This is a genomic window from Arcticibacterium sp. (genome assembly GCF_055134445.1).
The window spans coordinates 21,965-45,262 of the sequence record NZ_JBSRVI010000131.1 but is presented as its reverse complement, the minus strand read 5'-3'; the positions used below and the strand labels follow the sequence as shown (position 1 = coordinate 45,262).

At 37.2% G+C, this 23,298-nt stretch carries 20 protein-coding genes; 8 read left to right on the top strand and 12 right to left on the bottom strand.

Going from position 1 to position 23,298, the window contains the following annotated elements:
- Positions 1-26 precede the first annotated feature (26 nt).
- Genes ACTBZY_RS16880 through ACTBZY_RS16860 form a run of 5 tightly spaced genes read right to left on the bottom strand, consistent with a single transcriptional unit; the run spans position 27 to position 5,441 of the window.
- Positions 27-1,067, bottom strand: coding sequence for a Gfo/Idh/MocA family protein (locus ACTBZY_RS16880; RefSeq protein ID WP_463047523.1), 1,041 nt, complete (start codon positions 1,065-1,067; stop codon positions 27-29).
- A 15-nt stretch (positions 1,068-1,082) separates the two neighbouring features.
- Positions 1,083-2,333, bottom strand: a complete 1,251-nt coding sequence (locus tag ACTBZY_RS16875) for an MFS transporter (RefSeq protein ID WP_463047522.1) — start codon at positions 2,331-2,333, stop codon at positions 1,083-1,085.
- 2 nt (positions 2,334-2,335) lie between these two features.
- On the bottom strand, positions 2,336-3,745 hold the full coding sequence (locus tag ACTBZY_RS16870; protein WP_463047521.1) for a four-carbon acid sugar kinase family protein: 1,410 nt from the start codon (positions 3,743-3,745) through the stop codon (positions 2,336-2,338).
- Positions 3,732-4,382: a cyclase family protein gene (locus ACTBZY_RS16865; RefSeq protein WP_463047520.1), complete on the bottom strand. Its 651-nt coding sequence runs from the start codon at positions 4,380-4,382 to the stop codon at positions 3,732-3,734. Before ACTBZY_RS16865 ends, ACTBZY_RS16870 begins: the two co-directional genes overlap by 14 nt.
- Positions 4,383-5,441 carry a tartrate dehydrogenase gene (locus ACTBZY_RS16860; protein WP_463047519.1) on the bottom strand — a complete coding sequence of 353 codons (1,059 nt, stop codon included), beginning with the start codon at positions 5,439-5,441 and terminating at the stop codon, positions 4,383-4,385.
- A 153-nt stretch (positions 5,442-5,594) separates the two neighbouring features.
- Here ACTBZY_RS16860 and ACTBZY_RS16855 point away from each other — a divergent pair, with 153 nt between their 5' ends.
- Positions 5,595-6,230, top strand: a complete 636-nt coding sequence (locus ACTBZY_RS16855; RefSeq protein ID WP_463047518.1) for a GntR family transcriptional regulator — start codon at positions 5,595-5,597, stop codon at positions 6,228-6,230.
- Between the two features lie 316 nt (positions 6,231-6,546).
- On the opposite strand, the gene ACTBZY_RS16850 is transcribed toward ACTBZY_RS16855, so the two are convergent.
- From ACTBZY_RS16850 to alaS, 5 genes are all read right to left on the bottom strand, one after another.
- The gene (locus tag ACTBZY_RS16850) at positions 6,547-7,029 is read right to left on the bottom strand and encodes a hypothetical protein (RefSeq protein ID WP_463047517.1); all 483 of its coding nucleotides are present in this window, start codon (positions 7,027-7,029) and stop codon (positions 6,547-6,549) included.
- 339 nt (positions 7,030-7,368) lie between these two features.
- On the bottom strand, positions 7,369-7,773 hold the full coding sequence (locus tag ACTBZY_RS16845; protein ID WP_463047516.1) for a PH domain-containing protein: 405 nt from the start codon (positions 7,771-7,773) through the stop codon (positions 7,369-7,371).
- A 161-nt stretch (positions 7,774-7,934) separates the two neighbouring features.
- The gene (gene proC / locus ACTBZY_RS16840) at positions 7,935-8,738 is read right to left on the bottom strand and encodes a pyrroline-5-carboxylate reductase (protein ID WP_463047515.1); all 804 of its coding nucleotides are present in this window, start codon (positions 8,736-8,738) and stop codon (positions 7,935-7,937) included.
- 11 nt (positions 8,739-8,749) lie between these two features.
- Positions 8,750-9,214 (bottom strand): GNAT family N-acetyltransferase, encoded by a 465-nt coding sequence (locus tag ACTBZY_RS16835; RefSeq protein WP_463047514.1) that lies wholly within the window; start codon positions 9,212-9,214, stop codon positions 8,750-8,752.
- Positions 9,215-9,228: 14 nt separating this feature from the next.
- Positions 9,229-11,901, bottom strand: coding sequence for an alanine--tRNA ligase (gene alaS, locus ACTBZY_RS16830; RefSeq protein ID WP_463047513.1), 2,673 nt, complete (start codon positions 11,899-11,901; stop codon positions 9,229-9,231).
- 226 nt (positions 11,902-12,127) lie between these two features.
- Between alaS and ACTBZY_RS16825 the strand changes: the two genes are divergently transcribed.
- The 3 genes from ACTBZY_RS16825 (at position 12,128) to dprA (ending at position 15,022) form a co-directional block, all read left to right on the top strand.
- Positions 12,128-13,525 (top strand): leucine-rich repeat domain-containing protein, encoded by a 1,398-nt coding sequence (locus ACTBZY_RS16825; protein ID WP_463047512.1) that lies wholly within the window; start codon positions 12,128-12,130, stop codon positions 13,523-13,525.
- Between the two features lie 75 nt (positions 13,526-13,600).
- Entirely contained in the window at positions 13,601-13,909 is a 309-nt protein-coding gene (locus ACTBZY_RS16820) for a MerR family transcriptional regulator (protein WP_463047511.1), read from the top strand.
- 3 nt (positions 13,910-13,912) lie between these two features.
- On the top strand, positions 13,913-15,022 hold the full coding sequence (dprA, locus tag ACTBZY_RS16815; protein WP_463047510.1) for a DNA-processing protein DprA: 1,110 nt from the start codon (positions 13,913-13,915) through the stop codon (positions 15,020-15,022).
- Between the two features lies 1 nt (position 15,023).
- On the opposite strand, the gene ACTBZY_RS16810 is transcribed toward dprA, so the two are convergent.
- The gene (locus tag ACTBZY_RS16810; protein ID WP_463047509.1) at positions 15,024-15,872 is read right to left on the bottom strand and encodes a hypothetical protein; all 849 of its coding nucleotides are present in this window, start codon (positions 15,870-15,872) and stop codon (positions 15,024-15,026) included.
- Positions 15,873-15,881: 9 nt separating this feature from the next.
- The gene (locus ACTBZY_RS16805; RefSeq protein ID WP_463047508.1) at positions 15,882-17,066 is read right to left on the bottom strand and encodes a THUMP-like domain-containing protein; all 1,185 of its coding nucleotides are present in this window, start codon (positions 17,064-17,066) and stop codon (positions 15,882-15,884) included.
- Positions 17,067-17,130: 64 nt separating this feature from the next.
- On the opposite strand from ACTBZY_RS16805, the gene ACTBZY_RS16800 reads away from it, so the two are divergent.
- From ACTBZY_RS16800 to ACTBZY_RS16785, 4 genes are all read left to right on the top strand, one after another.
- The gene (locus ACTBZY_RS16800) at positions 17,131-17,439 is read left to right on the top strand and encodes a hypothetical protein (protein ID WP_463047507.1); all 309 of its coding nucleotides are present in this window, start codon (positions 17,131-17,133) and stop codon (positions 17,437-17,439) included.
- 87 nt (positions 17,440-17,526) lie between these two features.
- Positions 17,527-19,095 (top strand): SulP family inorganic anion transporter, encoded by a 1,569-nt coding sequence (locus tag ACTBZY_RS16795; RefSeq protein WP_463047506.1) that lies wholly within the window; start codon positions 17,527-17,529, stop codon positions 19,093-19,095.
- A gap of 24 nt (positions 19,096-19,119) precedes the next feature.
- Positions 19,120-19,755, top strand: a complete 636-nt coding sequence (locus ACTBZY_RS16790; protein WP_463047505.1) for a carbonic anhydrase — start codon at positions 19,120-19,122, stop codon at positions 19,753-19,755.
- Between the two features lie 506 nt (positions 19,756-20,261).
- A complete protein-coding gene (locus ACTBZY_RS16785; RefSeq protein ID WP_463047504.1) occupies positions 20,262-23,252 on the top strand; it encodes a SusC/RagA family TonB-linked outer membrane protein in 2,991 nt (996 codons plus the stop codon).
- Positions 23,253-23,298: the final 46 nt, after the last annotated feature.

Genomic DNA, 23,298 nt, shown 5'->3' with positions numbered 1-23,298 from the left:
AAAAGACTAATAGTTGATATGAGGTTTTATAAATGACTGGACGAAATATCAATTTCTTGTTTCGTTTTTGAGCTTAGATAAATGGCTTCTTGCACTTGCAGGTTTTTCAAATAGTCTTTGGCATTGGTTTCAAATTCTTTTCCTGACACTAAGGCATCAATGAAATGTTTTTGTGTCGCGTATACACAGTCTGAAGCGAAGTTTTTATCCTCATGCTTGTAGTCAATTTTAATTTCATCTCGACCCAATTTTTGAATAAAAATGGAACCATCGAGCTCAAGCCTTATAGAACCGCCATTTCCTTCAATAAGCATTTCGCCAAAAGTGTATCTGGGGTTTTTACTTTTTGATTCGTTAAAACGATTGCCATCAAAAACGCCTTGGCAGCCACTTTCAAAATCAAATAGTATTAAGCCGCAGTCTTCGCCAGCAATATGCTTGTTAAGTTTCCTAAGTCTTGAGTAAATGCTTTTTACATCACCTAACAGAAAACGGAAAACATCTACAAAGTGTATACCCGTTTCATGAATTAGCAGCCTTGGCATACTTCTGAAATAAGGTTGCCTTTCAGCATAAGCGTTTTCAGACCAGCCATCTCCCATACGCATTCTATGGTTTAAAGAGAATAGCTCATCACCAATTGCCTGCTCATCTAACAGCTCTTTGATTTTTCTATACCATGGTTGAAACCTAAAGTTTTCATGAATCATGAATCTAGTCTTAGCAGCATTCATGGCAGTAATAAGCTCCTGAGCTTCTGCAAAACTAGGGGATAAAGGCTTTTGACAAATGATATGCTTTCCTTTAGCCGAGGCTTCCATACACAGGTTTAAATGCGTGGCAGGAGGCGTAATAATATCCAGTATATCAAAAGCTAAATTTTCATAAAGCTCCTTTGTAGTTGAAAAAACCTGTTTTACATCAAATTGTTCGGCGAGGCTCTGAGCCTTCGTAATGTCTAGGTCGCAGATAGCCACTAACTCTACCTCTGACATTCTCTTCCAGGCTTCTACGTGGTATTTTGAAAAATACCCTGCCCCCACACATACTACTTTAAAACGTGTCATTTAATCTTAATTACTTTAATAAGCCAAACCTTGGTCTGCTTTGGTTTTTGACCATAAATACATGGCTATTACATTTAAAATGGCAGCTATGTAAAAGAAAGAATCCGATGAACCCGTCCATGCTGCCAAATATGGAAAAGCAAGAGCGGTAAGAAATGAGCCAATGTTTCCAGCCATATTCATGGTGGCAGATGCCGCTCCAGAGCTTTTCTTGCCTATGTCTACACAGAGTGCCCAAGATGGAGATATGGTCATATCTACACCCAAAATGGCAATACTTAACATGATGACGGCCGAAAGGGGAGTGGTCATGAAACTACATCCTATTAAGCCGACAGCTGCCATTCCAAAACCTATAATAGCTGGTAGGCTACGCGACTTGTTCCAGTTTCCTTTTGAATAAATGCGGTCAATGGCGGCACCGGCTATCCAGTTGCCAAATGCACCGGCTATAAATGGAGCTATGGCATACCAACCAGCTTCCATGGTGTTTAAAGAATAGGTTTCTTTTAGATACGGGAAGAGCCACGTCAAAGCAAAGAAATTAGTGAAGTTGCTACTGAAATACTGCACGATGGCAATTTTCATATTCTTCGATTTTAGCAGCTCCCTCAAAGGTACTTTTGACGATACTGTTTCGTCTACCTGCTGACGTCCTGCTAATATTTCGGCTTTTTCAGCATCGCTGATTTTAGCATGTTCTTCTGGTAAATCGCGGAAGGCCATCCACCATAATACGGCCCAAACGATACCCACCACTCCTAAAATAATAAAGGCGTTTCTCCAGCCGTAAGAGGTGATAAGCCATGCTACTAAAGGCAGGGCAAATGCAGCTCCAATTCGTGAGCCTGAAAAGTTAAGCCCTATAACCAAGCCTCTTTCTTTTAGAGGCATCCAAGAAAAAACGGCTCTAGACATACTAGGGAAGGCTCCTGCCTCACCTGCACCAAATAGGAATCTTACCGTTAATAATGAAACGGCATTCCAAGCCATGCCCGTGAATGCTGTAAAGACAGACCAAATAGAAACGATACTGGTCAAAACTATTCTAGGCCCTAAACGGTCTACAAGCCTTCCAGATGGAATTTGGAAAAGTGCGTAGCCTAAAGCAAAGGAAGAAAGTATCCATCCCATGGTTTTGTCGCTTAAGCCAAGGTCTGAACCTATCGCGTCTTTTGCCACAGAAATGCATACACGGTCAATGTACAAAAGGAGGGATAAAATAAACATCCCTACCACCACATAATGCCTTCCTTTAAATTTCATGCTTACGTTTTTAATATTTCAATAACTTGACTAAGTCCAGATTCATCTCCTACGTTTCCTGGGTAAACTATAAATGGCATGTACGGAAACTTACTTCCTTCAAATGTCTTCCAAACGGGCACGCCAGGTATCATTTGCCCCATGACCAATGCTCGTTTTATTCCGAGACTTTTGACTGCTAAGTCGCTAGAGGTAATTCCACCCTTACCTATGACGTACTTTGGGGTAACTTTTAGTGCAGCTACTATGTCTGTTAAAAAAGTAGATACCACGGAGCCAATATTCAGATTATTCTCCTTTTCAGAAGAGCTTATCAGTTTACGACTGGTATATAAAATAACATCTTTACCTTCAGAGATAAGGCTATCAATTTGCTCCGCAAATTTCTGAATACTAGGTCCAGTTCCTTTCAAAAGGCTTTCAATGTCAACTTCGATAGATACTATTTTGACGTTTTCTAAAACATGAGCCAGTTGACTTGTGGATTTTGGTACGTAAGAGCCCAAAACAGTTAAACCACCATTTTTAGAATCTAGAGGCAAGTCTTTGCCTGCTATTAGTTTAGGTTTTTGACCAGCTAAAGCTGCAATTAATGAGGCCGCAGACCTAAAGAATGGATAAACATTGGATGAGAATATGCAATAGATGGCTTGATTAAGGTCATCATAAGAGACCGCATTGATAATACAAACATCGCCAGACTGAAATTGATTAATTTTCTTTATGGTTTGGCTACTTGATACGTTTTGTAATTCATCCAAAGAAATGGCGTGAATTTGAGAATCTTCTATTTTCGCGTTGTATTTCTCTTTTATCCAATCTTTAAGGTTGCTGGATTTAAAACCAAAGACTTTATCCTGAGCAAAGGGGGTATTTGCGGCAGGTATCATTTGTTCACCCTCGCGTACATAGTGAAAATTATCAATGGTGTATCTTCCTCCTTCAAAAAAAGCAGGAACTATAAAATGAACACCCCTTTCTTTTTGGAATACCTGGCTTAAAATGTTTATTTCTAAAGGATAATGGCCTCTTAAAGTACTGTCTGACCTACTAATAACTAAACAGTTCTTGTTAAGCTCGTCTTGTACATGCTTTATGTTTCTGGCTATTTCTAAACCAAATATTTCAGCCTTTTGAGCCGTTAAAGCTCTAGAATTGGTCAGAATATAGAAAAGCTTTGTACCGTTTAAAAGTTCGTTTGCTATTAGGGTTTTAGACCATTCTGTCAGCACTGGAATGTCATGCACCGTCTGGGTACCCGTAGGGTCATCGTCTAATACTATAATGGCATCAAATGCCTCATGAACTTTAGCACTCAATTCCTCTTTTGAATAAGAAAAGTGAGATGTCTTAAGGCTTTTAGTGAGTTGATGATATGTAATGTCGTTTTGTTTCAATTTATCTTTCTTCAAAAGCGATAACTCTGGCAGGAGCACCGTCTCCGTTTTTGATTTTTAAAGGCAATGCAATTAAAAAAACACTTTCCGATTTGATACTATCTAGCTTATTCAAACCCTCAATAATGGTGACATAACCACCCAAAAGTATTTTATGAATTTTGGTTACTTCGATTAGGTCTTCCACATCTGCTACAGATAAAGGTTCTACGCCTAGCATCTTTACTTTATGCTCTACGCACCAATTTGCCAGTTCTTCACTTATTCTAGGTAAGTCTGGTTTGAAATTGGTGTCCTCGTATTTTTTTGACCACAGTGTTCTGATGAGCAAACTATCACCGCTATGAAAATTACTTAACTGACTGAGAACGTCTTCCAAAACAATTAACTGTTTTGGCTGTGTTACCGAAACATCAATTATCCATGCCTTACCCATAAATTCGTCTGGACGATATTGGTCGATGGTATGCTCACTTACACCAAAATGAAAGGGAGCATCCATGTGAGTACCCGCATGAGAATAGATAGTCAGCGTTTTGGCATTCCATCCATCCTTAAAGAGCGTACGAGCAGGTTTCTCTGAATAGCCCGCTATTTTCTCGTCAAGCGTATGCGTGAGGTCATGGATAATATATTTGCTAGGGTCAAACATTTATGCGTTTAAAGCTGCTATCGTTGCTTTGGTCATTTCTTGGGTAGAGGTATTGCCACCTAAGTCTTTGGTTTTTAAACCAGAGGCTGTCATCGTATGAATGGCTTTCATTAAGTCAGCCGCTGCATCCGCTTCTCCTAAATGCTCCAGCATTAAAGCTGCAGACCAAAACTGACCAATTGGGTTAGCGATGTTTTGTCCAGCGATATCTGGAGCAGAACCATGGATAGGCTCAAACATTGAAGGGAAATCTCCTTCTGGATTAATATTTCCAGAGCCTCCTAAACCTAAACTTCCCATGATGGCACCACCTAAATCAGAAAGAATATCCCCAATCATGTTGGTGGTAAGAATAACGTCAAAGTACTCAGGATGAAGCACGAAGCTAGCAGAAGCATTATCTACGTACATTTTTTTATACACCACATCTGGGTATTCCTTCGCCACTTCTTCAATAACTCTATCCCAATAAGCTAAGGAATGAATCAATGTGTTTGATTTGGTAACGTTAGTCAGGTGTTTTCTTCTTTTTTGAGCCAATTGGAATGCATAATGTGCTACTCTAGTGGTACCTGCTCTAGTGAAAATGCTGGTGTCTGTCGCAAAACCCTCTGGGCTGTCTGCATACATTTGACGACCACTCTGCACAAACTCACCTTCATTATTCTCACGGATAATTACAAAATCAATATCCTCTTTACCTTTATTAGCCAATGGACTAGCAATACCATCCCAAAGGTGAACAGGTCTAAGGTTTACGTATTGTTTAAACTGCGTTCTGATATAATTAGTAAACAATTTAAAAGGAAGTGTATCATCAACTTCTGGAAGTCCTACAGCCCCAAAATAAATGGCATCGTACTTTTTCATGGTCTCTAAACCATCTTCAGGTAAGAAACAACCATGTTTTTTATAGTGCTCCGCACCAAAATGATAAGTGTCTGAAGTGATAGTGAAACCATGCTTTTGAGCTACAGCTTGCAATAACTCCATTCCCGCAGGTACTATTTCGTTGCCAATACCGTCACCATTGACGGCAGCTATTTTGTAATTTTTCATTATTTAATTTGACATTTAGAACTTAAGAAGATGTTATCTCTTCCGGATATCGTGTGACAAACCTATATTTTTGTATTTTGAATTCAAAATGCAATTTGATATTTTTTGAAAAGATGTAATTTGCGTCCTTAAATAGAAACCGTACCTTTTAACGTGGAGCACTTAGAATTAGTAGACCGTATTTATTCGGAGGTGAAACAGATGATTTTTGACCAAAGGTTAAAGCCAGGTGAAAAAATCATTCAAGAGAAAATCTCTGCACAATTGGGTATAAGCAGGAGTCCTCTTTTGAAGGCATTACATAGATTGCAAAATGAAATGCTTGTGGAGAGTATTCCAAGGCGTGGGATGTTTGTAAAGTCTATTGATATTAATGAGCTGATTGATATTTTTGAATGCAGGGCTGTTTTGGAAGGTTTGTCTGCAAGACTGACTACAGAGCACATTGATGCATCGCAAATCCTAAAACTAAAGGCTTGTTTTAAACCTTTTATTGGAGTATCTAACATAGATTCGGAAACCTACGCTGAGGCGGATAGAAAATTTCATGCATACATTCTAGAATGGAGTGGTAATAAAGTCATAGCCCAATTGGAAATGTTGAGTAATGTGCATTTGAAGGCTTTTCAATCAGGACTTTTACGGAAACCAGAGCAAACGCTAAAAGAACACTTGTCTATTATTGCGAGCATGGAAGAAAAGAATCCTGAAATGGCTGAGGTTCATATGCGAACTCACATTCTAAAATCACTAGAAGCGTTTAGGTCTAAAAATAGGGTGCAGGTCTAGTTGTACTTATTTTTAACTCGGATTATGGGTGAGGAGAATCGTTATGAGTTTTAAAATACAATAAATCAGACAATTAAAGGAAATGAGCATAGCGTTTACCCTGAGCTAATATCGAAAGCTATGGTGATTGAGTTTAAATCGGTTTACGCCTGCACTGAGTCTGACGGAGTGTGCTGATTTGAAGCAATTTAGCTACGCTCCCGATAAAATCGGGAGATTGCCTTATGCATAAAGTGGGTTTAATTAAGGTGGTACTTAAAGCTTATTTGACTTTACATTTTAAAATCTCAATTGAAATGAGTTTCAAGTTTACTGGCTATTCTAGCTCTACCCTGGTTATTGCGGAATAGTCTTCAAAATCTGTATTATTCAGGGCTTGAACTATCACATCTTTGGCTATTTCAAAATCAATAACGATACAATTGACCGTCATAATTCCTGCTCCCATGTTTCCTAGACTTATTTGGCCTAATCCAGTAGTTTTTAATATTAGGCCTAGTTTTTTTTCTAGAGCGTGTTTCTTGTCTAAGTCATACTCCGTACCTAATCCTTCAATTTTGTATACGATTTCTAAATATGAAATATTGAATTCCGAAAACTCTATAAAACCCTCCTTAAGTTTTTCATCAATTTGTTTTCTAATTACTTTTTTGTAGTTGGTAAAAAGGGTGCTTTTTACCTCTTTTTGCTTTCCTTCTTCTCCTACTATACCCCAGTGAACAACGGCGGCATTAAAGTCGCTGTCCCATGTTTCCCAATAAAGCAATTGATCGTTGCTGCATTTATAAAGTGTTAGCATAGTTTTAGTTTTAGCCCATACCTTTGTGTGACTAAGGGCTTATTTACAGATTATTCCAATTTCCTCTGGGTCTAGAGAGAAACTAAAAATACTTTTTTTGTTGATTTTAAGTGTTGGTCATCAGGCTATAACGACCATGTAAATCTGGTCACTTTCTGAAAGATCTCAAAATGCTATTTATTATACGGTAAAAAATGAACCATAAAATACTTCTAAGTATTGAAATAATTATATTTAAGAATATGCTATAAACGCCTTTTGGGGTTTAAAGTACTGATTGTGATGATGTGTTAGCCAAATGTAGTGTAAGCCATATGGCGGCTTTAGGTTATCTAAGTATCAGGCTAAAATTTCTATTTCAGGATTAATTTGTTTCAGATTCCTTAGGAATAAGGCTCGTTCTTTTGGCGAAATTAATACAGAACCATAGTTGCTGTAAGAAACTTCTAACCTGTCAAGCGAAAGGGCAGGGGAGCTTAATAGGCTTCTGCTCGGTTTGATACTTTTTATGGAGGCTATTGGAATGTCGATGTTTACTAGGAAACTTGATTTGATAATAAGGTTAGCTTCTGAAACGCGATAAGAAGTACTGGAGTAAATATGAAAAATGAAGGCACATGTCAGCAGCATGACAAGGATTGCTGGCCAATTTTTAACCATTATGGTCATTACCAGAGAGCCTAATAAAACTACTGCTAAGGGAACAGCCATTCCCCAGCTAATTTCAGATTTGTATGTCTTCATGTTTGACTTTTATCTGATAAATCTACAAAATAAATGCTTGTTCCGAGATGAGTTTTGCTCACAAGCTAGAGTATAAAAAAACATGGTCTCCAAAAAGATACCATGTTTTTTGTATAAAGTCTACTGTCTGATATCTAGATTTTAGTATCTAAAATCTAACACTAAATCTTGCTCAACTCAATAGCTCTGTCATAACAAGCAATAGCTCCTTTCTTAATGCCTTCTCTCACGTTTTCCTCATCAAATTTATTAAGAGCGGCACGGGTTGTTCCACCTTTAGAGGCCACTCTGTCCATCCATTCAGTAGGCGTGAAAGTCCCTTCTTTGTATTGTTGCACAGCACCTTCAAAAGTCTGTGTAACTAACAATTTTGCGGTAGCTTCATCATAACCGTAATGTTCAGCGGCATCCATCATGGCTTGCATGAAATAGAAAATATAGGCAGGCCCACTTCCGTGAATGGCTGTGGAGGTATTAATGCCGTCTTCTTTGTCTAGTTTTAAAGATTTACCTGTAGAGCCCAATAGTTTCCCCATGAGCTCTTGCTCTTCTTCAGAAACAGACTTGTCAGCGAAATAGGTGGTCATACCTAAACCTAGCTGTGCAGGCAAATTAGGCATAGCTCGCACCACTTTAGAAAGACCCAAAGCATTTTGCATGCTTTCAATGGTAACACCTGCCATCACGGATATAATCAAAGCGTCAGCTTTTAAAAGAGGTTTCATTTCTTCAAAAAGGCCATCTTTATGTTGCGGCTTTACGGCCACCATAATCATCTGTGCCTGTGGTACACAATCTTGCAATTCTTCGAAAACTTCAAAAACACCGTCTGCTCTTAGTTCCGCCAGTTTTTCTGGGCTTTTGTCCAGAATCATGATTTTGTCATCTCCTAAAATTCCGAAATCGTTTATGGCTTTGGCATAAGTCAAACCCATATTTCCGGCTCCAATCACTAGTAATTTCATATCATATTAATTTAGTCCAGGCCGAGTCTCATTTCTACAAGGAGTTTCTCAAAACCTGCTTTTTCATAAGCTTTTATAGCAGCTTCGTTTTCAGTATAAACGGTTAGTCTGGCCTCTGACAAGCCTTTGGCTTTCGCCCAATTTTTCAGCTCTGCTATAATGCCATTATTAAGACCCCTTCCTCTAAACGCTGGTTTTACAAACATGAAACCGAGGTAGGCATACTTTTCATGTTTAAGATATGGCTTGGCATCTTTAATTAAGACACTAGCCGAACAAACTATTTCCTTATCAATAGTTCCAACAATAACTTCAGAATCATCAGCTTCAATAATGGCTTTCAGGTCATAATAATTGATATGACCTTCTTTTAGCGTGCTATTGAACGGCCTTTCAGCTTTTACAATACCTTGCTCAAATTCCAAGAGCGTTTCAAGGTCATCTGTATTCGCTGTCCTGAATTTAACGTCTTCCATTATTTTGACAGATTTTATTGTATGAAACTCTTTGCTTTAGCTATGGCCTTATCTAGTCCACCTACATCACTTCCACCAGCTGTAGCAAAATGCGGTTGACCACCGCCGCCACCACGCATTTCTTTGGCAGCTTCTTTTACAATGTTACCCGCATGTAAGCTTTTGGCTTTCATTAGCTCTTCATCAATGATGACAGCCAGTAAAGGTTTCTCGCTAATCTCTGCACCCAAAACGATAAATGCATTGTTCATTTTAGCTTTAAGGTCATAAGCCAGTTGTTTCAGTCCGTCTGCATTTGGGACATTCACTTTTGCGGCTATGACCTGAACTCCGTCAATAGTTTCAACTTTTTGAAGCAATGCTACTTTAACACCTTGAAGCTTCTCGTTTTCTAGACCATCTACTTTTTTCTGTAAAGCAGATTTTTCTTCCAATAATGTTTTTACAGAAGCTACCACGTCTGTAGAACCTTTCAATAATTCTTTCAAATTATTTATTGTGGCCTCTTGAGCACGCATTTTCTCCAGAGCTTTTAAGCCCGTGATGGCTTCAATACGTCTTACTCCAGCAGATACAGAACCTTCCGTGGTAAATTTGAAAAGACCAATCTCCCCAGTAGAACTTACGTGAGAACCCCCACATAGTTCCAATGAATATTTAGGGTCAAAAATGATGACTCTTACAAAATCACCGTATTTCTCACCAAAGGTAGCTGTAGCCCCTAATTTCATGGCTTCGTCAATCGGCACATTTCTACGCTCATCTAGAGCAATGTTTTCTCTGATTTTTTGATTGACAATATCTTCCACTTGCTTTAGCTCTTCATCGGTCACTTTTGAAAAGTGTGAGAAGTCAAAACGAGTCAATTCATCATTTTGATAAGAACCACGCTGTACAATATGGTCGCCCAAAACATGTTTAAGAGCAGACAGCATCAAATGCGTAGCGGTATGGTTTTTCTTTATATTACTATGCCTTTCACTATTAATGCTAGCTGTAATTTCGGCTGCCTTTAGGTCTTCATGAGAAATGTCCTCAAAAGGAGCTTTTAATGCAATATGTACATGCAATCCAGCTTCTAATTGACAGTCAACAATATCAATTTTGAAGGCATGATGTGGTGTTTTTAGTTCTAAAATACCTGTATCACCCACCTGGCCACCCATTTCGGCGTAGAAAGGTGTTTTTTCTAAAATTATCTGATACTCACTACCTTTCTTAGTTTTAACTTTTCTGTATTGAACTAACTTGGTTATAGCAGCTTCGTGGTCATAACCAATATATTCTGGATTATCCAGTTCGTTTACGGTTATCCAATCCGCAGCTTCCTTGGTGGCATCTTTACGGCTTCTTGCTTTTTGCTTTTCTAGTTCTGCTTTGAAACCGGCTTCGTCAATGTCAAAACCTTTTTCTTTGGCTATTAGAGCGGTTAAATCTACTGGAAAACCAAAGGTGTCTGACAGTTCAAATACAGTTTTACCTCCAATCGTTTTTTCATCAGAACCTTCGCTAAAAATAACATCGAGTCTTTTTAGTCCAAGTTCCAAAGTTCTTAAGAAGGTTTTCTCTTCTTCCTCAATCACTTTTTTGACAAATTCTTCCTGAGATTTTAGCTCAGGGAATACGTCTTCAAATTGCTTAGCCAAAACAGGCACCAGCTGACACATGAAAGGCTCTTTGAAGTTCAAATAAGAGTAACCATAACGAATGGCTCTTCTTAAAATCCTTCTTATAACATATCCAGCTCCAGTATTAGATGGCAACTGACCATCAGAAATAGCAAAAGCTACGGCTCTAATATGGTCGGCTATAACTCTCATGGCCACATCGCTGTAGCTGTCTGAATTCAAAGTGCCATTAACGCCATATTTCAGACCGCTCATTTCCTCTAAAACATGAATGGTATTTTGGAAAAGGTCGGTATCATAGTTGGATTGTTTTCCTTGAATGGCCATACAAAGACGCTCAAAGCCCATTCCGGTATCAATGCATTTGTTTTCCAAGGCAATAAGCGACCCGTCGGCTTTACGCTCAAACTGCATGAATACATTATTCCAAATTTCCACTACTTGTGGATGGTCTGCATTCACCAATTCTTTACCTGAGATTTTATCTACTTCAGACTGCTCTCTCAAATCTATGTGGATTTCAGAACATGGTCCACAAGGTCCTACATCACCCATTTCCCAGAAGTTGTCCTTTTTATCTCCGAAGATAATTCTTTCGTCGGAGCCTAAAATCTCTTTCCAAATGTCAAAAGCTTCTTGGTCAAACGGAACACCGTCGGCTTCGTTTCCTTCAAAAACAGAAACGTATATTCTGTCTTTAGGCAGTTTATAAACTTCTGTCAAAAGCTCCCAACTCCAATTTAATGATTGCTTTTTGAAATAGTCTCCAAAAGACCAGTTTCCAAGCATCTCAAACATGGTGTGGTGGTAGGTGTCAAAACCTACTTCTTCCAAGTCGTTATGTTTTCCGCTAACACGTAAACACTTTTGAGTATCTGTGATTCTTTTTGACGGTGGTGTGGCGTTACCTAAAAAGTAGTCTTTAAACTGTGCCATTCCAGAATTATAGAACATTAAAGTAGGATCGTTCTTTGCCACCAATGGAGCAGAAGGAACCACCAAGTGTTCTCTAGAGCTAAAGAAGTCAAGAAATGCTTTTCTTATTTCGTGCGAGGTCATTCTAAAAGATTTTATTGCCTTAAACGGATATGTTTGAAAAATTCCTGCAAAAGTAGGGTTTATATAGGGCTTTTGGAAGGAAAAGGTGAACCTATTTCATTTGAAATTTGAGCCAAAGGCTGCGGAAGTCCGTACATTTTCGATTAAAAAGTCTGGGATAAAGAATAAATAAAAATAATTGAACTAAAATTGTAGTTATACAACTAAAGTTTCCTTATTTAGAAGTATGAAACATATCCTAACACTTTTACTGCTGATTAGCATGCCCAGTTTAGGGCAAATACAAGTACTGTCTGAACTTGACTTTCAGAGTCAATATGGCAAAAGCCTAGCCGAAGTGCTCATGATGGAGGGTGCTACACCTCATTCTAATGATGGTGCAGTCATAGCTAGAAAACAAAGACTTCAGTATGTGCTAGAGGCTCAAATGAAAGTTAACGGGCTGTTTTTAGCTGAGATAAATGGCAATTTAAGTATGACTTTTGGGTATATTAAGCAGCAAAATTTAAGTTTGGCGACCTTTACAGTTATGCGATTTAGTATCTTAAAAGAAACAGGAAGTTATGAAAGAATTATAGATACATTATCTCTTAAGTCCATTGCTCCTAAATTGAAGCCTATTATTGAGGCGTTTCATGTTAGTCATATGGATGAAATCAAAAGTTTTGGGGAAGGGCCTATTGGTTTTAGTTTTTTCAATGATGACAAACTAGGGAGTGCTAGCTTAGCCAATTTAGAGAATAAGGACTCGCTTGGCACTTTAAGAAGCTTAGATTTATCTAATCTAGGTCTTACTAAAATCCCTAAAGCAGTTTATAAATGTAAGAATTTGGAGAAACTTGACTTATCAAATAATGCCTTGAAGAAGGTTACAAGGAAGCTTTGGTCGCTTAAGAATTTAACGACGGTGACTTTGACAAAAAACTTATTGACGGATAAGTCTATAAAAACCAAGCGACAGGATTCTTTGTCATTGCTAAATCTGCAGTTTAATAGAATTACAAAAATGCCCAAGTCATTGAGAAAGTTTGGTGGCTTAAATGACTTGTTTCTGGGTAATAATTATTTATCAAACTTTCATAATCAGAAATTTGAAAAGCTCCCACCTCTAAAGAATCTAAATCTATATAATGCTGGTTTAAAGTACTTTCCTGAAAATATAGGGGCTTTCGTTTACTTAGAGGAGCTGGATGTTTATTATAATGAGCTACATGCTTTGTCAGGTACTATTGGCCAGTTGAAAAACCTTAAAACATTGGCGATAGCTAACAATGACTTATCGGATTTACCGCTGGAAATTAGTAAATTAGAAAAACTTGAAACGCTTTATGCCCATCATAATAAGCTAGAGAAATTACCTTTACTTCCGGTTTCCATAAAGTTATTTGACATAGGGTATAATCATTTTAAATTTCTTCCTGAGCAAATATTGAACTTAAAACAATTAAAGGAATTGGATGTTTCTAATAATTCTTTTGAGAAGCTACCGCAGAGCTTGTTGGAGATTCAAAATCTAGAAGTCCTTTTTATGGCAAATTGTACTGTTCCGCTTAAAGAATCAGAAAAAGTAGACTTGCATAGCCTAAAGGAGAATTTAGAAAACAAGGGTGTGGATGTTCGCTAATTTTTTTAGCTAAATTGCTATAAGGATATTTGATACTTTTTTGAATGACAAATAGAACATACTTTTGAATCCACAATGAAAGATATTAAACTGTTTTACAGCACAGAAGAAGTAGCACAGCACTTTGAAGTAGCCCCTTCCAAAATTCGTTTCTACGAAAGAGAATTTAACCTAAAAATTCAAACTCGTGGAAAGAATAAGGCTTTTACCAAAAAGGATCTTGAGAAGCTAAGTGAAATTATAGCCCTGGCAGATGAAGAAAATTATACGCTTCAGGGCGTTAAAGAGCAACTTAAGACCAAGAAAGAGTCGAAAAATAGCAATAAGGAGGTGATTGAAAGGCTTAAGTACGTTAAAGAGGTATTGATAAAAATTAGAGGTTAATCTATGCAAGAGGACTTAATTTATAAATTGGCTCTAAAGGAAGTAGATGGCATTGGTGGTGTTCTTTTTAGGCATTTGATAAGTTATTTAGGCTCGGCTAAAATAGTTTTAGAGGCAGCAGAGGGCAAATTGTTGAAAATACCAGGCATAGGGCCGGGTGTTATTTCTGGTATTAAAAAAGCTAAAAAAGGTCTCCCCGCTGCAGAAAAGCTATTACAAGATTCCGTAAAAAAGGGGTTTCAAATAATCTCTTTTCAAGATGCTAATTATCCCTTAAGGTTTAAAGGCATTTATGATGCTCCACCTGTTATCTTTTGTCTAGGTTCTACAGATTTGAATTATAAAAGGACCGTTGGTATTGTAGGAACAAGAAAGGCCACAGATTATGGGAAAGAGGTAACAGAAAAGATTGTATCAGAATTGGCAGCATATGATGTGGCGGTTATTAGTGGTTTGGCATACGGGATAGATATTGCCGCTCATAAGGCCGCTTTGAAAAACAATCTACAAACGGTGGCGGTAATGGCAGGAGGTTTTGACCACATTTATCCAGCTGCTCATAAAAGATATGTAGGAGAGATTTTGGATAAAGGAGCTTTACTAACGGAAAATAAAAATGATATCAAGCCCATTGGTCCGCAATTTATCGCTAGAAACAGGATTATTGCGGCTCTGAGCGATGCCATTATTATAGTGGAATCTGCCAAAAGGGGAGGAGGCTTAGTAACCGCAGAATATGGCAATAATTACCACAGGGAAGTTTACGCGGTGCCGGGTGCTTTGGGTATGACTTACTCAGAAGGCCCCAACACCCTTATAAGACTCAACAAAGCTAAAATATTTACATCACCCAAAAACATCATCGGAGATTTGGGCTGGACATTAAACGGCGAACCTTCTTATAATAGTCCTGTTTCTGAACTAGACCTATCAAGGTTTACCGATGACGAAAGCAAAGTGCTTTCACTATTAAAACAAAAAGGAGGCAGCCAAATTGACGATCTTAGCTTTGAGACCAATATCCCTTTAAATAAACTGGCATCCCTTTTACTTAATCTTGAGTTTCAAGACCTCGTAAAAGCGATGCCAGGGAAGAAGTTTAAACTGAAATAGTTTATCTCTTTTTAATCTCCTGTATAACCACTTTCTTACTTTCCAAAACTTGAGTTGCTTTTTCCAACTCTAATCTGGCTGTAATAAGTTCGTCTGTCAAGTCTTCGAACTCATCTTCTCTACTTTTAAGTTTTTTAGAGTTTTTAACTTTAAGTTTCTTAGTCTGTACTATCTTCTTTTCCTGTTTAGAAAATTCCTTATCAAGCTCATCTGGCTCATCGGAAGTAGTGGTATCAGCCACATCTCTTTTTAAGATTTCTTGATAAACCTCATCCTTACTTTTAATGATTTCTGCTAGTTTATCTGGACTTTCAGAAAGTTTTTTGCCAAGCTTTTCTTGAGCTTTTAAATTTGCTGACAAGGCTCTCTCCGCTCTTGATTTGCTTTTTTCTGCATTATCATGAAGCTTTTCTGCCAGTTCCAGATCTGTTTCGGCCATTCTCTTCTCTTCAGCATAATAGGCCAAATCATAGAAGTCATAAAGTAATCTTTCCAATGCTTCAAGGTTAATTTGATTATCTAAAGACCTACCATTTCCGTCAAGCAAAATTAAATGTACAGCAGAAAAAGACTTATGGTCTTCTATATAGCTGATAATCTTATCTAAATCTCTGCTGATGTTAGAAGAATTTACTTTTACCGTTAGCTGACCTTTATCGTCAGAAACACTTCCTGTTTTAGATAAATAGGTTTTCCAATCTTTTTCTAGATCCTTAATGTCTGATCTGATAAAAATGTACTTTGTGGTATGTACTTCACCATCATAAATGGTGGAGCTTGTTAGGATATGCTGAGCAAAAACGCTGGAAGCAATACCTATAAGCACTAAAAGTGCAATTATCTTTTTCATGTTTTTTGGTTAAAAAGTTCTAATGCAAGTTAAAATTATCTTTTCGTTTCTGAGATTCTGTGTGAATATTAAATACTTGTCTCCTCCTGTATTAAGATGGTGTTTCTTGCAAATAGTCACAGAATTTAGAGGAAAATTTCTTGCTAAAACGTTAAATCGCCGATTTTTTAATGGTTTTAACACTTTAGAGTTATAAGATTCTATTTTTTCAACTTTGAATGTCTTGCCTGGGAAATCCTGTACAAGGTTATCGGAAGTATAATAATGACTGTGCTGAGCTATTTTGAAAATATCAAACTTTACAGCCACCATGTTAAATGCCCCACTTTTCATAATAGCGGCATTGGGCTCATAAAGATAACATAGAGGTTCATGGTAGGTGGCCATGGTGTTTTTTTCCTCTTCAATAGTATGACTAAAGCTTTCCGTTTTCTCTTTGGTGATATTCGTGGAAATAATCAAAGGAGTGTCATTGGCATCCTCGGAAATAGTGAAAAGTAATTCTTTGACCTCATTTTTTAATGCTACTATCTCTACAGTTGACACATGGTCTATTTTCTTCAAGGCCAACTGAATATCTAGGAGAGGCGAGTATTTAACCAAAACTTTTGGAGCTAGACTCAAAAGTTTAGATTGAATTTCTATAAGATTAGGACTGCACTCTTCTAGTAGCACCAGTTTTTTATTGGCTTTATTTCTTCTATCTGGGTCTAGATAAATGAAGTCAAACTTGGTTTCACAATCTTTCAGGAAGTCTTCAGCAGTTTTATTAACAAATTCAGTATTCTTGATATTTAACTTTTCAAAATTATACCTGACTACTTCTTGAAGCTCTTGATAAGATTCTACGGAAATTATTCTTTCAAATTTCCGACTCAAAAAATAACTGTCTACACCGAAACCACCCGTTAAGTCTATAGCCGTAACACCAGAATGGTTTCTGAATTTATGACTCCCTGTTTCATCAGAAGAGCACTGCTCTATATTTAAAAGTGAGGCTCCTATAATTTCCTTGTTAGTAGCCCATGAAGGGATTTTTATGGTTATTTTTTTTAAGATTTGATACTGGTTTAGGACCTCCCTTAGAAATTCAGATTCCCACTTCATTGGGTTTTTTAAAGCAAATGAACTTGGTTCTATTTCTTCTAAATTTCGTGCTTCTAAGTTCGCCTGAATTAGGTTTTTTATATGCATAGATTATTTATTTCTCTATTCGATGAAACTTTTTCTAACGTTTTTATCTTTATTTACATGAGTTATGATGTCAAAACGCATTTGTAAAAATATTGCTTTACTTTTCTTTCTCCTCGCTTTTCTTGGCGGGCAGGTATATGTATTGCGTATGGTTACGATTAGTAATGCAGCTACTTTTCTTCAAATTAATGAAGAACATGACAATGATGACGACTCTAGGGATGAATTAGATTCAAAAAAGTTGGCGAACGTAAGTTTAGTTGACGTTTTGGCTCTTTATTTTCAGAGACCTAGTTTCTACAAATATTACTGTCCATCTTACTATGATGGAGACTTCTCTACCATTTTTGGGCCACCCCCCGACCTTTCATAAATTATTAATTAGTTTATTTTAGATCTGTTCTCTTTTCAAAGTGTTGAGGAAGATCTGTGTACATCTTATTTTCAATTAATTATTTTTATGAAAAACGACTTTTCGTTTAAAAGTATCGGCAGTGACATGTCGGCAGGATTGGTAGTGTTTTTAGTAGCATTACCACTATGTTTAGGGATTTCTTTGGCCTCAGAGGCCCCACTATTTTCTGGGATTATAGCAGGTATAGTAGGTGGTATTGTGGTGGGAGCTATTAGTGGTTCTAAGCTAGGAGTTAGTGGACCCGCTGCTGGTTTGGCCGTCATTGTGGCCACGGCTATTAATGAGTTCCAAGTTTACGAAATCTTCTTGGCCGCCGTAGTTATTGGTGGCTTTATACAACTTATTTTAGGTTTTGTAGGAGCAGGTAAAATAGCTTTCTACTTTCCGTCTTCTGTTATTAAAGGAATGCTTGCCGCTATTGGTATAACCATTGTTTTAAAACAAATACCTCATGCCTTTGGCATTGATACAGACCCTGAAGGTGATTCATCATTTATACAAAGTGATGGGGAAAATACAATCTCAGAACTTTTTAACTTGGGTAACTTTAACACGGGAGCCTTAATTATTGGTGTATTTTGTTTAGCCTTACTTATTCTTTGGGATAGGAAATGGATAAAAGAAAACAAGGTTTTAAACATTATTCCCGGACCATTATTGGCTGTATTTGCCGGTATTATTATTAATTATTTTTATCCAGAAAACCTTAACTTAGGAGGTGAGCACATGGTGCAACTGCCTGAAGTTGAGTCGACAGCTGGATTCTTAAATCTTTTTACCTTTCCCGACTTCTCAGCTTTCACCAATTTTAATGTTATAAAGACTGGTTTTTTAATTGCTATTATTGCCAGTTTAGAAACACTACTCTGTGTGGAAGCCACCGACAGATTAGATCCAAGGAAAAACGTAACCCCTACAAACAGAGAGTTAGTAGCTCAAGGTGCGGGTAACATGCTTTCTGGCCTTATTGGAGGTATACCTATTACACAGGTAATTGTACGTAGTTCTGCTAATATTCAAGCTGGAGGTAAAACTAAAGTGTCTGCCATTTTTCATGGTATGTTACTTTTAATTTGTGTGGTTTTTATTCCGAATTTATTGAACATGATTCCGTTATCTGCTTTAGCGGCTGTTTTGATTATGGTAGGCTATAAGTTGGCAAAACCAGAAATGTTCAAAAGAATGTACGCTGAAGGGCATGATCAATTTATTCCCTTTATAGTAACCATTACAGCAGTTTTGTTCACAGACTTACTCGTGGGTATTTTAATTGGTCTTATGGTAGGTATTGGATATGTATTGTATACTAACTTTAAGTCGGTTATTAAACCAACCAAGGTGGGTAATCATATGATTATAGACTTCCAGAAGGATGTTTTCTTTTATAACAGAGCAGAGTTAGTGAAGAACTTAAGTCAATTGGAAGAGGGTGATGAATTAACTTTGGATGGTAGAAATATCGATTTTATTGACCACGATATATTTTTAACTATTGAGGATTTTGTGCGTGATGCACCCAAAAAGAATATTAAGGTTAATGTTCTGGATATCACTAGAACCAAACTTAAGTTTGGAAAGAATGATGAAAAAATAGGATTAGAAAAAACAGTTTAAACGAAAAGAAATTAATTTAGTATAATGGAAACCTATCAAAAATTATTAGCCGATAATAAAGAATGGGCCAAGGCTCAAAATATAGTAAATCCTGTTTTTTTCAATAAAATGGCTGAAGGGCAAAGTCCCGATTTCCTATGGATAGGCTGTGCAGATAGCCGTGCTCCTGCAGACAGAATTACCAATACCCAGCCAGGTCAAATTTTTGTTCATAGAAATGTGGCGAATCTTGTGGTACATACAGACATCAATATGTTATCTGTACTTCAGTATGCGGTAGAGGTTTTAAAGGTGAAACATGTAATGGTGGTAGGACATTACGGATGTGGTGGAGTTAAAGCAGCCATGTCCAATGAGAATATAGGGATTATTAATAAATGGATAAGACACATAAAAGATGTATATGTAAAAAATAATGATGAGTTATCAGACCTAAAGGACAAAGAAGCTAAGTTTGATAGGCTGTGTGAGTTGAATGCTATTGAGCAAGCTAAAAACTTGATTAAAACTTCGATTATTCAGAAGGCTTGGAAAAACGGAGATGGCCCTCATATTCATGCTTGGATTTTAGAGTTAAAAACAGGTTTGATAAAAGAACTTTTTGAAGCTCAAGCAGGTGATACGTCTTCTATAGAAGATATTTACAAGTATAATCTGTAAAATCACCGAATTTAATATTTCCATAATTGGAAGGTTAATCTATGCTATGACGCCCTTGTCATATCTAATAGATAACCTTCCAATTTTTTTTGGCTACTCCTGTAACAAAACAAAAAAGAGTATAAAATGCATGCCTTTATTTTTAAACGAGCATTGCATTAATTCCCCATAAATACTTACTCGCCATTTGCTCACGGCCAATGCCTTTGTCTTGTCTATTAAGTAAATGTTACCATTCCAAATAGCTGTTTTTCCTGCCTAGACTATTCTTTATGTTTGCAGCTCATTCTTAAAATAACTCCCTTGGCAACTTGAGTTAAGTTAAATTATTGTCTAAAAAAATCCCTAAGGTATATCTCGAGGGCATAGTATTATTGTAAAAATATACCAATAAAATTATAATAATTCATGTAATATTCATAAATTAAAGGAACCTAAAGCACTTATCCCTTCTCAATATTTAACCATACTGGTTAGATTTTAACTAAACTGAAAATTCAATTACTATGAAAAAACTCTATTTCAAGCTCACACTGTACCTCGGGCTATTTGGATTTCTCATTTCCAATATGACTCAAGCGGCCTCTTTGGTACTAAGGATTGGTGGACAGGTAACAGATGCCGCCGATGGTTCAGCAATGGTAGGATGTTCTATCGTTGAAAAAGGTACGACCAATGGCGTCTTAAGTGATGTAGATGGTAATTTTAGCATCAATGTCAAAGATCAAAATGCTGTTTTGGTTTTTGACTTTATTGGCTATGCCCAACAGGAAGTTATTGTTGGCAGTCAAACCAGTATCAATATTCAGTTGATACAAGCGGCCAATCAACTAGATGATATTGTGGTATTAGGTTACGGTACACAAAAGAAATCTGATGTAACAGGCTCTGTAGGGACTTTAAAGAGTGAAGATTTCAACAAAGGTGTCGTTTCTAATCCTGGACAATTGCTTCAAGGGAAAGTGGCAGGTGTAAATGTGACTTCTGTAAGTGGAGAACCCGGTGCTGCCCAAGATGTGGTTATACGTGGAGTGGGTAGCCTGCGTTCTGGTACTACACCACTTTACGTGATTGACGGATTTGTGCTAGATAATTCATCCAATGGTTTTGCTAGTAACCCACTTAACTTCATTAACCCTCAAGACATTGAATCAATAAATGTTCTTAAGGATGCTTCGGCAGCGGCTATTTATGGTGCAAGGGCTGCAAATGGTGTTATTGTTATTACCACAAAAAAAGGGAAAGAAGGTAAAACAGAAGTCAATCTTTCTGTGTCTACCGCAACGTCCACTTTAGCGAATAAAATAGACGTTTTCAGTGCTGCTGATTTTCGGAAACAAGTGGTAAATGCGGGAGGTACGCTCTTTGACGCTGGTGGAAATACCAACTGGCAAGATGAACTGACCAGAACGGCTCATTCTACGGCCACCAATTTATCAATGAGTGGTGCAGCCAGCGAAAAATTCTCTTATTTCGCTTCACTTGGTCTGGATAATCAAGAGGGGATTTTAAATAATAGTAGTCTGAAACGTTATTCTGGGAGACTAAACTTGAATCAAACGGCTTTAAATGGTAAAATGAAAATTGCATATAATATTATAGGAGCACAAACAGAAAATGCTAGACCAGATGGTGGCAATATTGTTGTAGATATGCTTAGATTAAATCCTACGATTCCTGCATATACCAATGGACAGCCTACGCTTTTAGATGATATCTTAAGCCCAGTTGCAAGACAAAAATTATATAAAGATGAGGCCGCCAATAGCCGTTTAATTGCCAACATCTCACCAAGTTTAGAGCTATACAAGGGGCTTGTTTATAAGCTTAATCTCGGTGTAGACTTCTCATCTACAGACAGGGTGATTCAAACCATGCCTTACGCTTTATTAGAAGGTTTAGATTTGGGCTCTTTGAATTCTATTTATGCAAAAAATAGTAATAGTTTGATTGAGAATACGCTGAACTATGTCTTTTCAAAAGATAAGCATAGCATGAATTTCTTAGCAGGTCATTCTTATCAAAAGTTTTTTGACAATCAAACATCTTTTAGTCGTACTGGGTTTGCTAATAATGATATAGAACCGCGTTATCAAGACCAGTTAAGCACTCAGGAGCAACCTACCATAGTTAATACTTATGCCACAAAAAATGAATTACAATCTTTCTTTGGTAGAGTAAATTATGGTTTTGCAGATAAATATATGGTAACAGCTACATTTAGAGCAGATGGCTCATCCAAGTTTGGAGCAAATAACAAATATGGTTATTTCCCATCTTTTGCAGGGGGCTGGAATATCACCAATGAGGATTTTATGGCAGGATCTAAAGTTACCAATCTGAAGCTTCGAGCCAGCTGGGGTCAAACAGGAAATCAAGAAATCCCATCTAAAATTACCCAAGCCAACTTTAACGATAGCCGTGCTGATAATGACACTTATCCATTAGATCCTAATGCCACCACCCTTGACGATTATCCTTATGGTACCATCTATACTAGGCTGGCAAACCCTAACATACAATGGGAAGTCTCCACGCAAAGCAACGTTGGTTTAGATTTTGGTTTGTTTAGGAATAAGTTAACTGGTACGATGGATTATTTTAATAAAGTTTCAAGTAACATTCTTTTAGAGGCGGTGCCAGCAGACCCAATTCAACCAACACCTACTTTTTGGACTAATGTTCCAAATATGGAGATTAGTAACTCAGGACTGGAGTTGGCTCTAGACTATCAAAATGGAAACCAAAATGGGTTCTATTATAACTTTGGTGGTAACATTACTTTTATTAAAAACAGAGTGGTTGATTCACCTTATGCTGTGTTAACCACTGGTGCTGCACAAGGAGCAGGACAAACCGGAGCAACTATCAATGGTTATATCAATGGAGAGGCTATTGGCTCTTACTTTATGAAAGAATTTGTTGGGATTGGTGACGATGGTCTTAATGAATTCAAAGACCAAAATGGTGATGGTCAAGTGATAGAAAATGATAGAATTGTAGTTGGCACAGCTTTGCCTAGTACGCTCTATGCCTTCTATACCAACTTTGGATACAAAAACTTCGATTTGAGTCTTAATTTCAATGGAGTATCAGGGAATAAAATCTATAACCATACGGCCATGTCTATTTTCAATAGAGGTAATCTGGCGTCTTCCTTTAATACTACCGATTTTGCCGTTCAGTATCCGAATGAATCCATTACTAACTCAAACGAGGTTTCAACCAGATATTTAGAAAACGGAGCCTATTTAAGAATGAACAATGCCACCTTGTCCTATAAGCTTAGCCCTCAAAACGTAGGTTTAGACAAATGGATAAATAACATTCGTTTTTCAATAACAGGTCAAAACCTATTTGTTATAACCGAATATACCGGTTATGATCCAGAAATAAACTCTGGAAGTTCTATAGGTGGAGTTCAAACCTTTGGGATTGATCGCTTTACTTATCCTAAGCCTCGTACATTTCTATTGGGCTTAAATGTTTCATTCTAATTAAAATTAAAAGCTTGAATGGCTTAATGGATTTTATATCCAAAAG

Bases quoted from the DNA above. Each gene is read 5' to 3' on its own strand.
- ACTBZY_RS16820 (WP_463047511.1), top strand. From the start codon at position 13,601: ATGAAAGATATTAAACTGTTTTACAGCACAGAAGAAGTAGCACAGCAC.
- ACTBZY_RS16795 (WP_463047506.1), top strand. From the start codon at position 17,527: ATGAAAAACGACTTTTCGTTTAAAAGTATCGGCAGTGACATGTCGGCA.
- ACTBZY_RS16825 (WP_463047512.1), top strand. From the start codon at position 12,128: ATGAAACATATCCTAACACTTTTACTGCTGATTAGCATGCCCAGTTTA.
- ACTBZY_RS16875 (WP_463047522.1), bottom strand. From the start codon at position 2,333: ATGAAATTTAAAGGAAGGCATTATGTGGTGGTAGGGATGTTTATTTTA.
- ACTBZY_RS16880 (WP_463047523.1), bottom strand. From the start codon at position 1,067: ATGACACGTTTTAAAGTAGTATGTGTGGGGGCAGGGTATTTTTCAAAA.
- ACTBZY_RS16805 (WP_463047508.1), bottom strand. From the start codon at position 17,066: ATGCATATAAAAAACCTAATTCAGGCGAACTTAGAAGCACGAAATTTA.
- ACTBZY_RS16865 (WP_463047520.1), bottom strand. From the start codon at position 4,382: ATGTTTGACCCTAGCAAATATATTATCCATGACCTCACGCATACGCTT.
- ACTBZY_RS16790 (WP_463047505.1), top strand. From the start codon at position 19,120: ATGGAAACCTATCAAAAATTATTAGCCGATAATAAAGAATGGGCCAAG.
- ACTBZY_RS16860 (WP_463047519.1), bottom strand. From the start codon at position 5,441: ATGAAAAATTACAAAATAGCTGCCGTCAATGGTGACGGTATTGGCAAC.
- ACTBZY_RS16850 (WP_463047517.1), bottom strand. From the start codon at position 7,029: ATGCTAACACTTTATAAATGCAGCAACGATCAATTGCTTTATTGGGAA.
- ACTBZY_RS16800 (WP_463047507.1), top strand. From the start codon at position 17,131: ATGATGTCAAAACGCATTTGTAAAAATATTGCTTTACTTTTCTTTCTC.
- alaS (WP_463047513.1), bottom strand. From the start codon at position 11,901: ATGACCTCGCACGAAATAAGAAAAGCATTTCTTGACTTCTTTAGCTCT.
- ACTBZY_RS16835 (WP_463047514.1), bottom strand. From the start codon at position 9,214: ATGGAAGACGTTAAATTCAGGACAGCGAATACAGATGACCTTGAAACG.
- ACTBZY_RS16810 (WP_463047509.1), bottom strand. From the start codon at position 15,872: ATGAAAAAGATAATTGCACTTTTAGTGCTTATAGGTATTGCTTCCAGC.
- ACTBZY_RS16845 (WP_463047516.1), bottom strand. From the start codon at position 7,773: ATGAAGACATACAAATCTGAAATTAGCTGGGGAATGGCTGTTCCCTTA.
- dprA (WP_463047510.1), top strand. From the start codon at position 13,913: ATGCAAGAGGACTTAATTTATAAATTGGCTCTAAAGGAAGTAGATGGC.
- proC (WP_463047515.1), bottom strand. From the start codon at position 8,738: ATGAAATTACTAGTGATTGGAGCCGGAAATATGGGTTTGACTTATGCC.
- ACTBZY_RS16785 (WP_463047504.1), top strand. From the start codon at position 20,262: ATGAAAAAACTCTATTTCAAGCTCACACTGTACCTCGGGCTATTTGGA.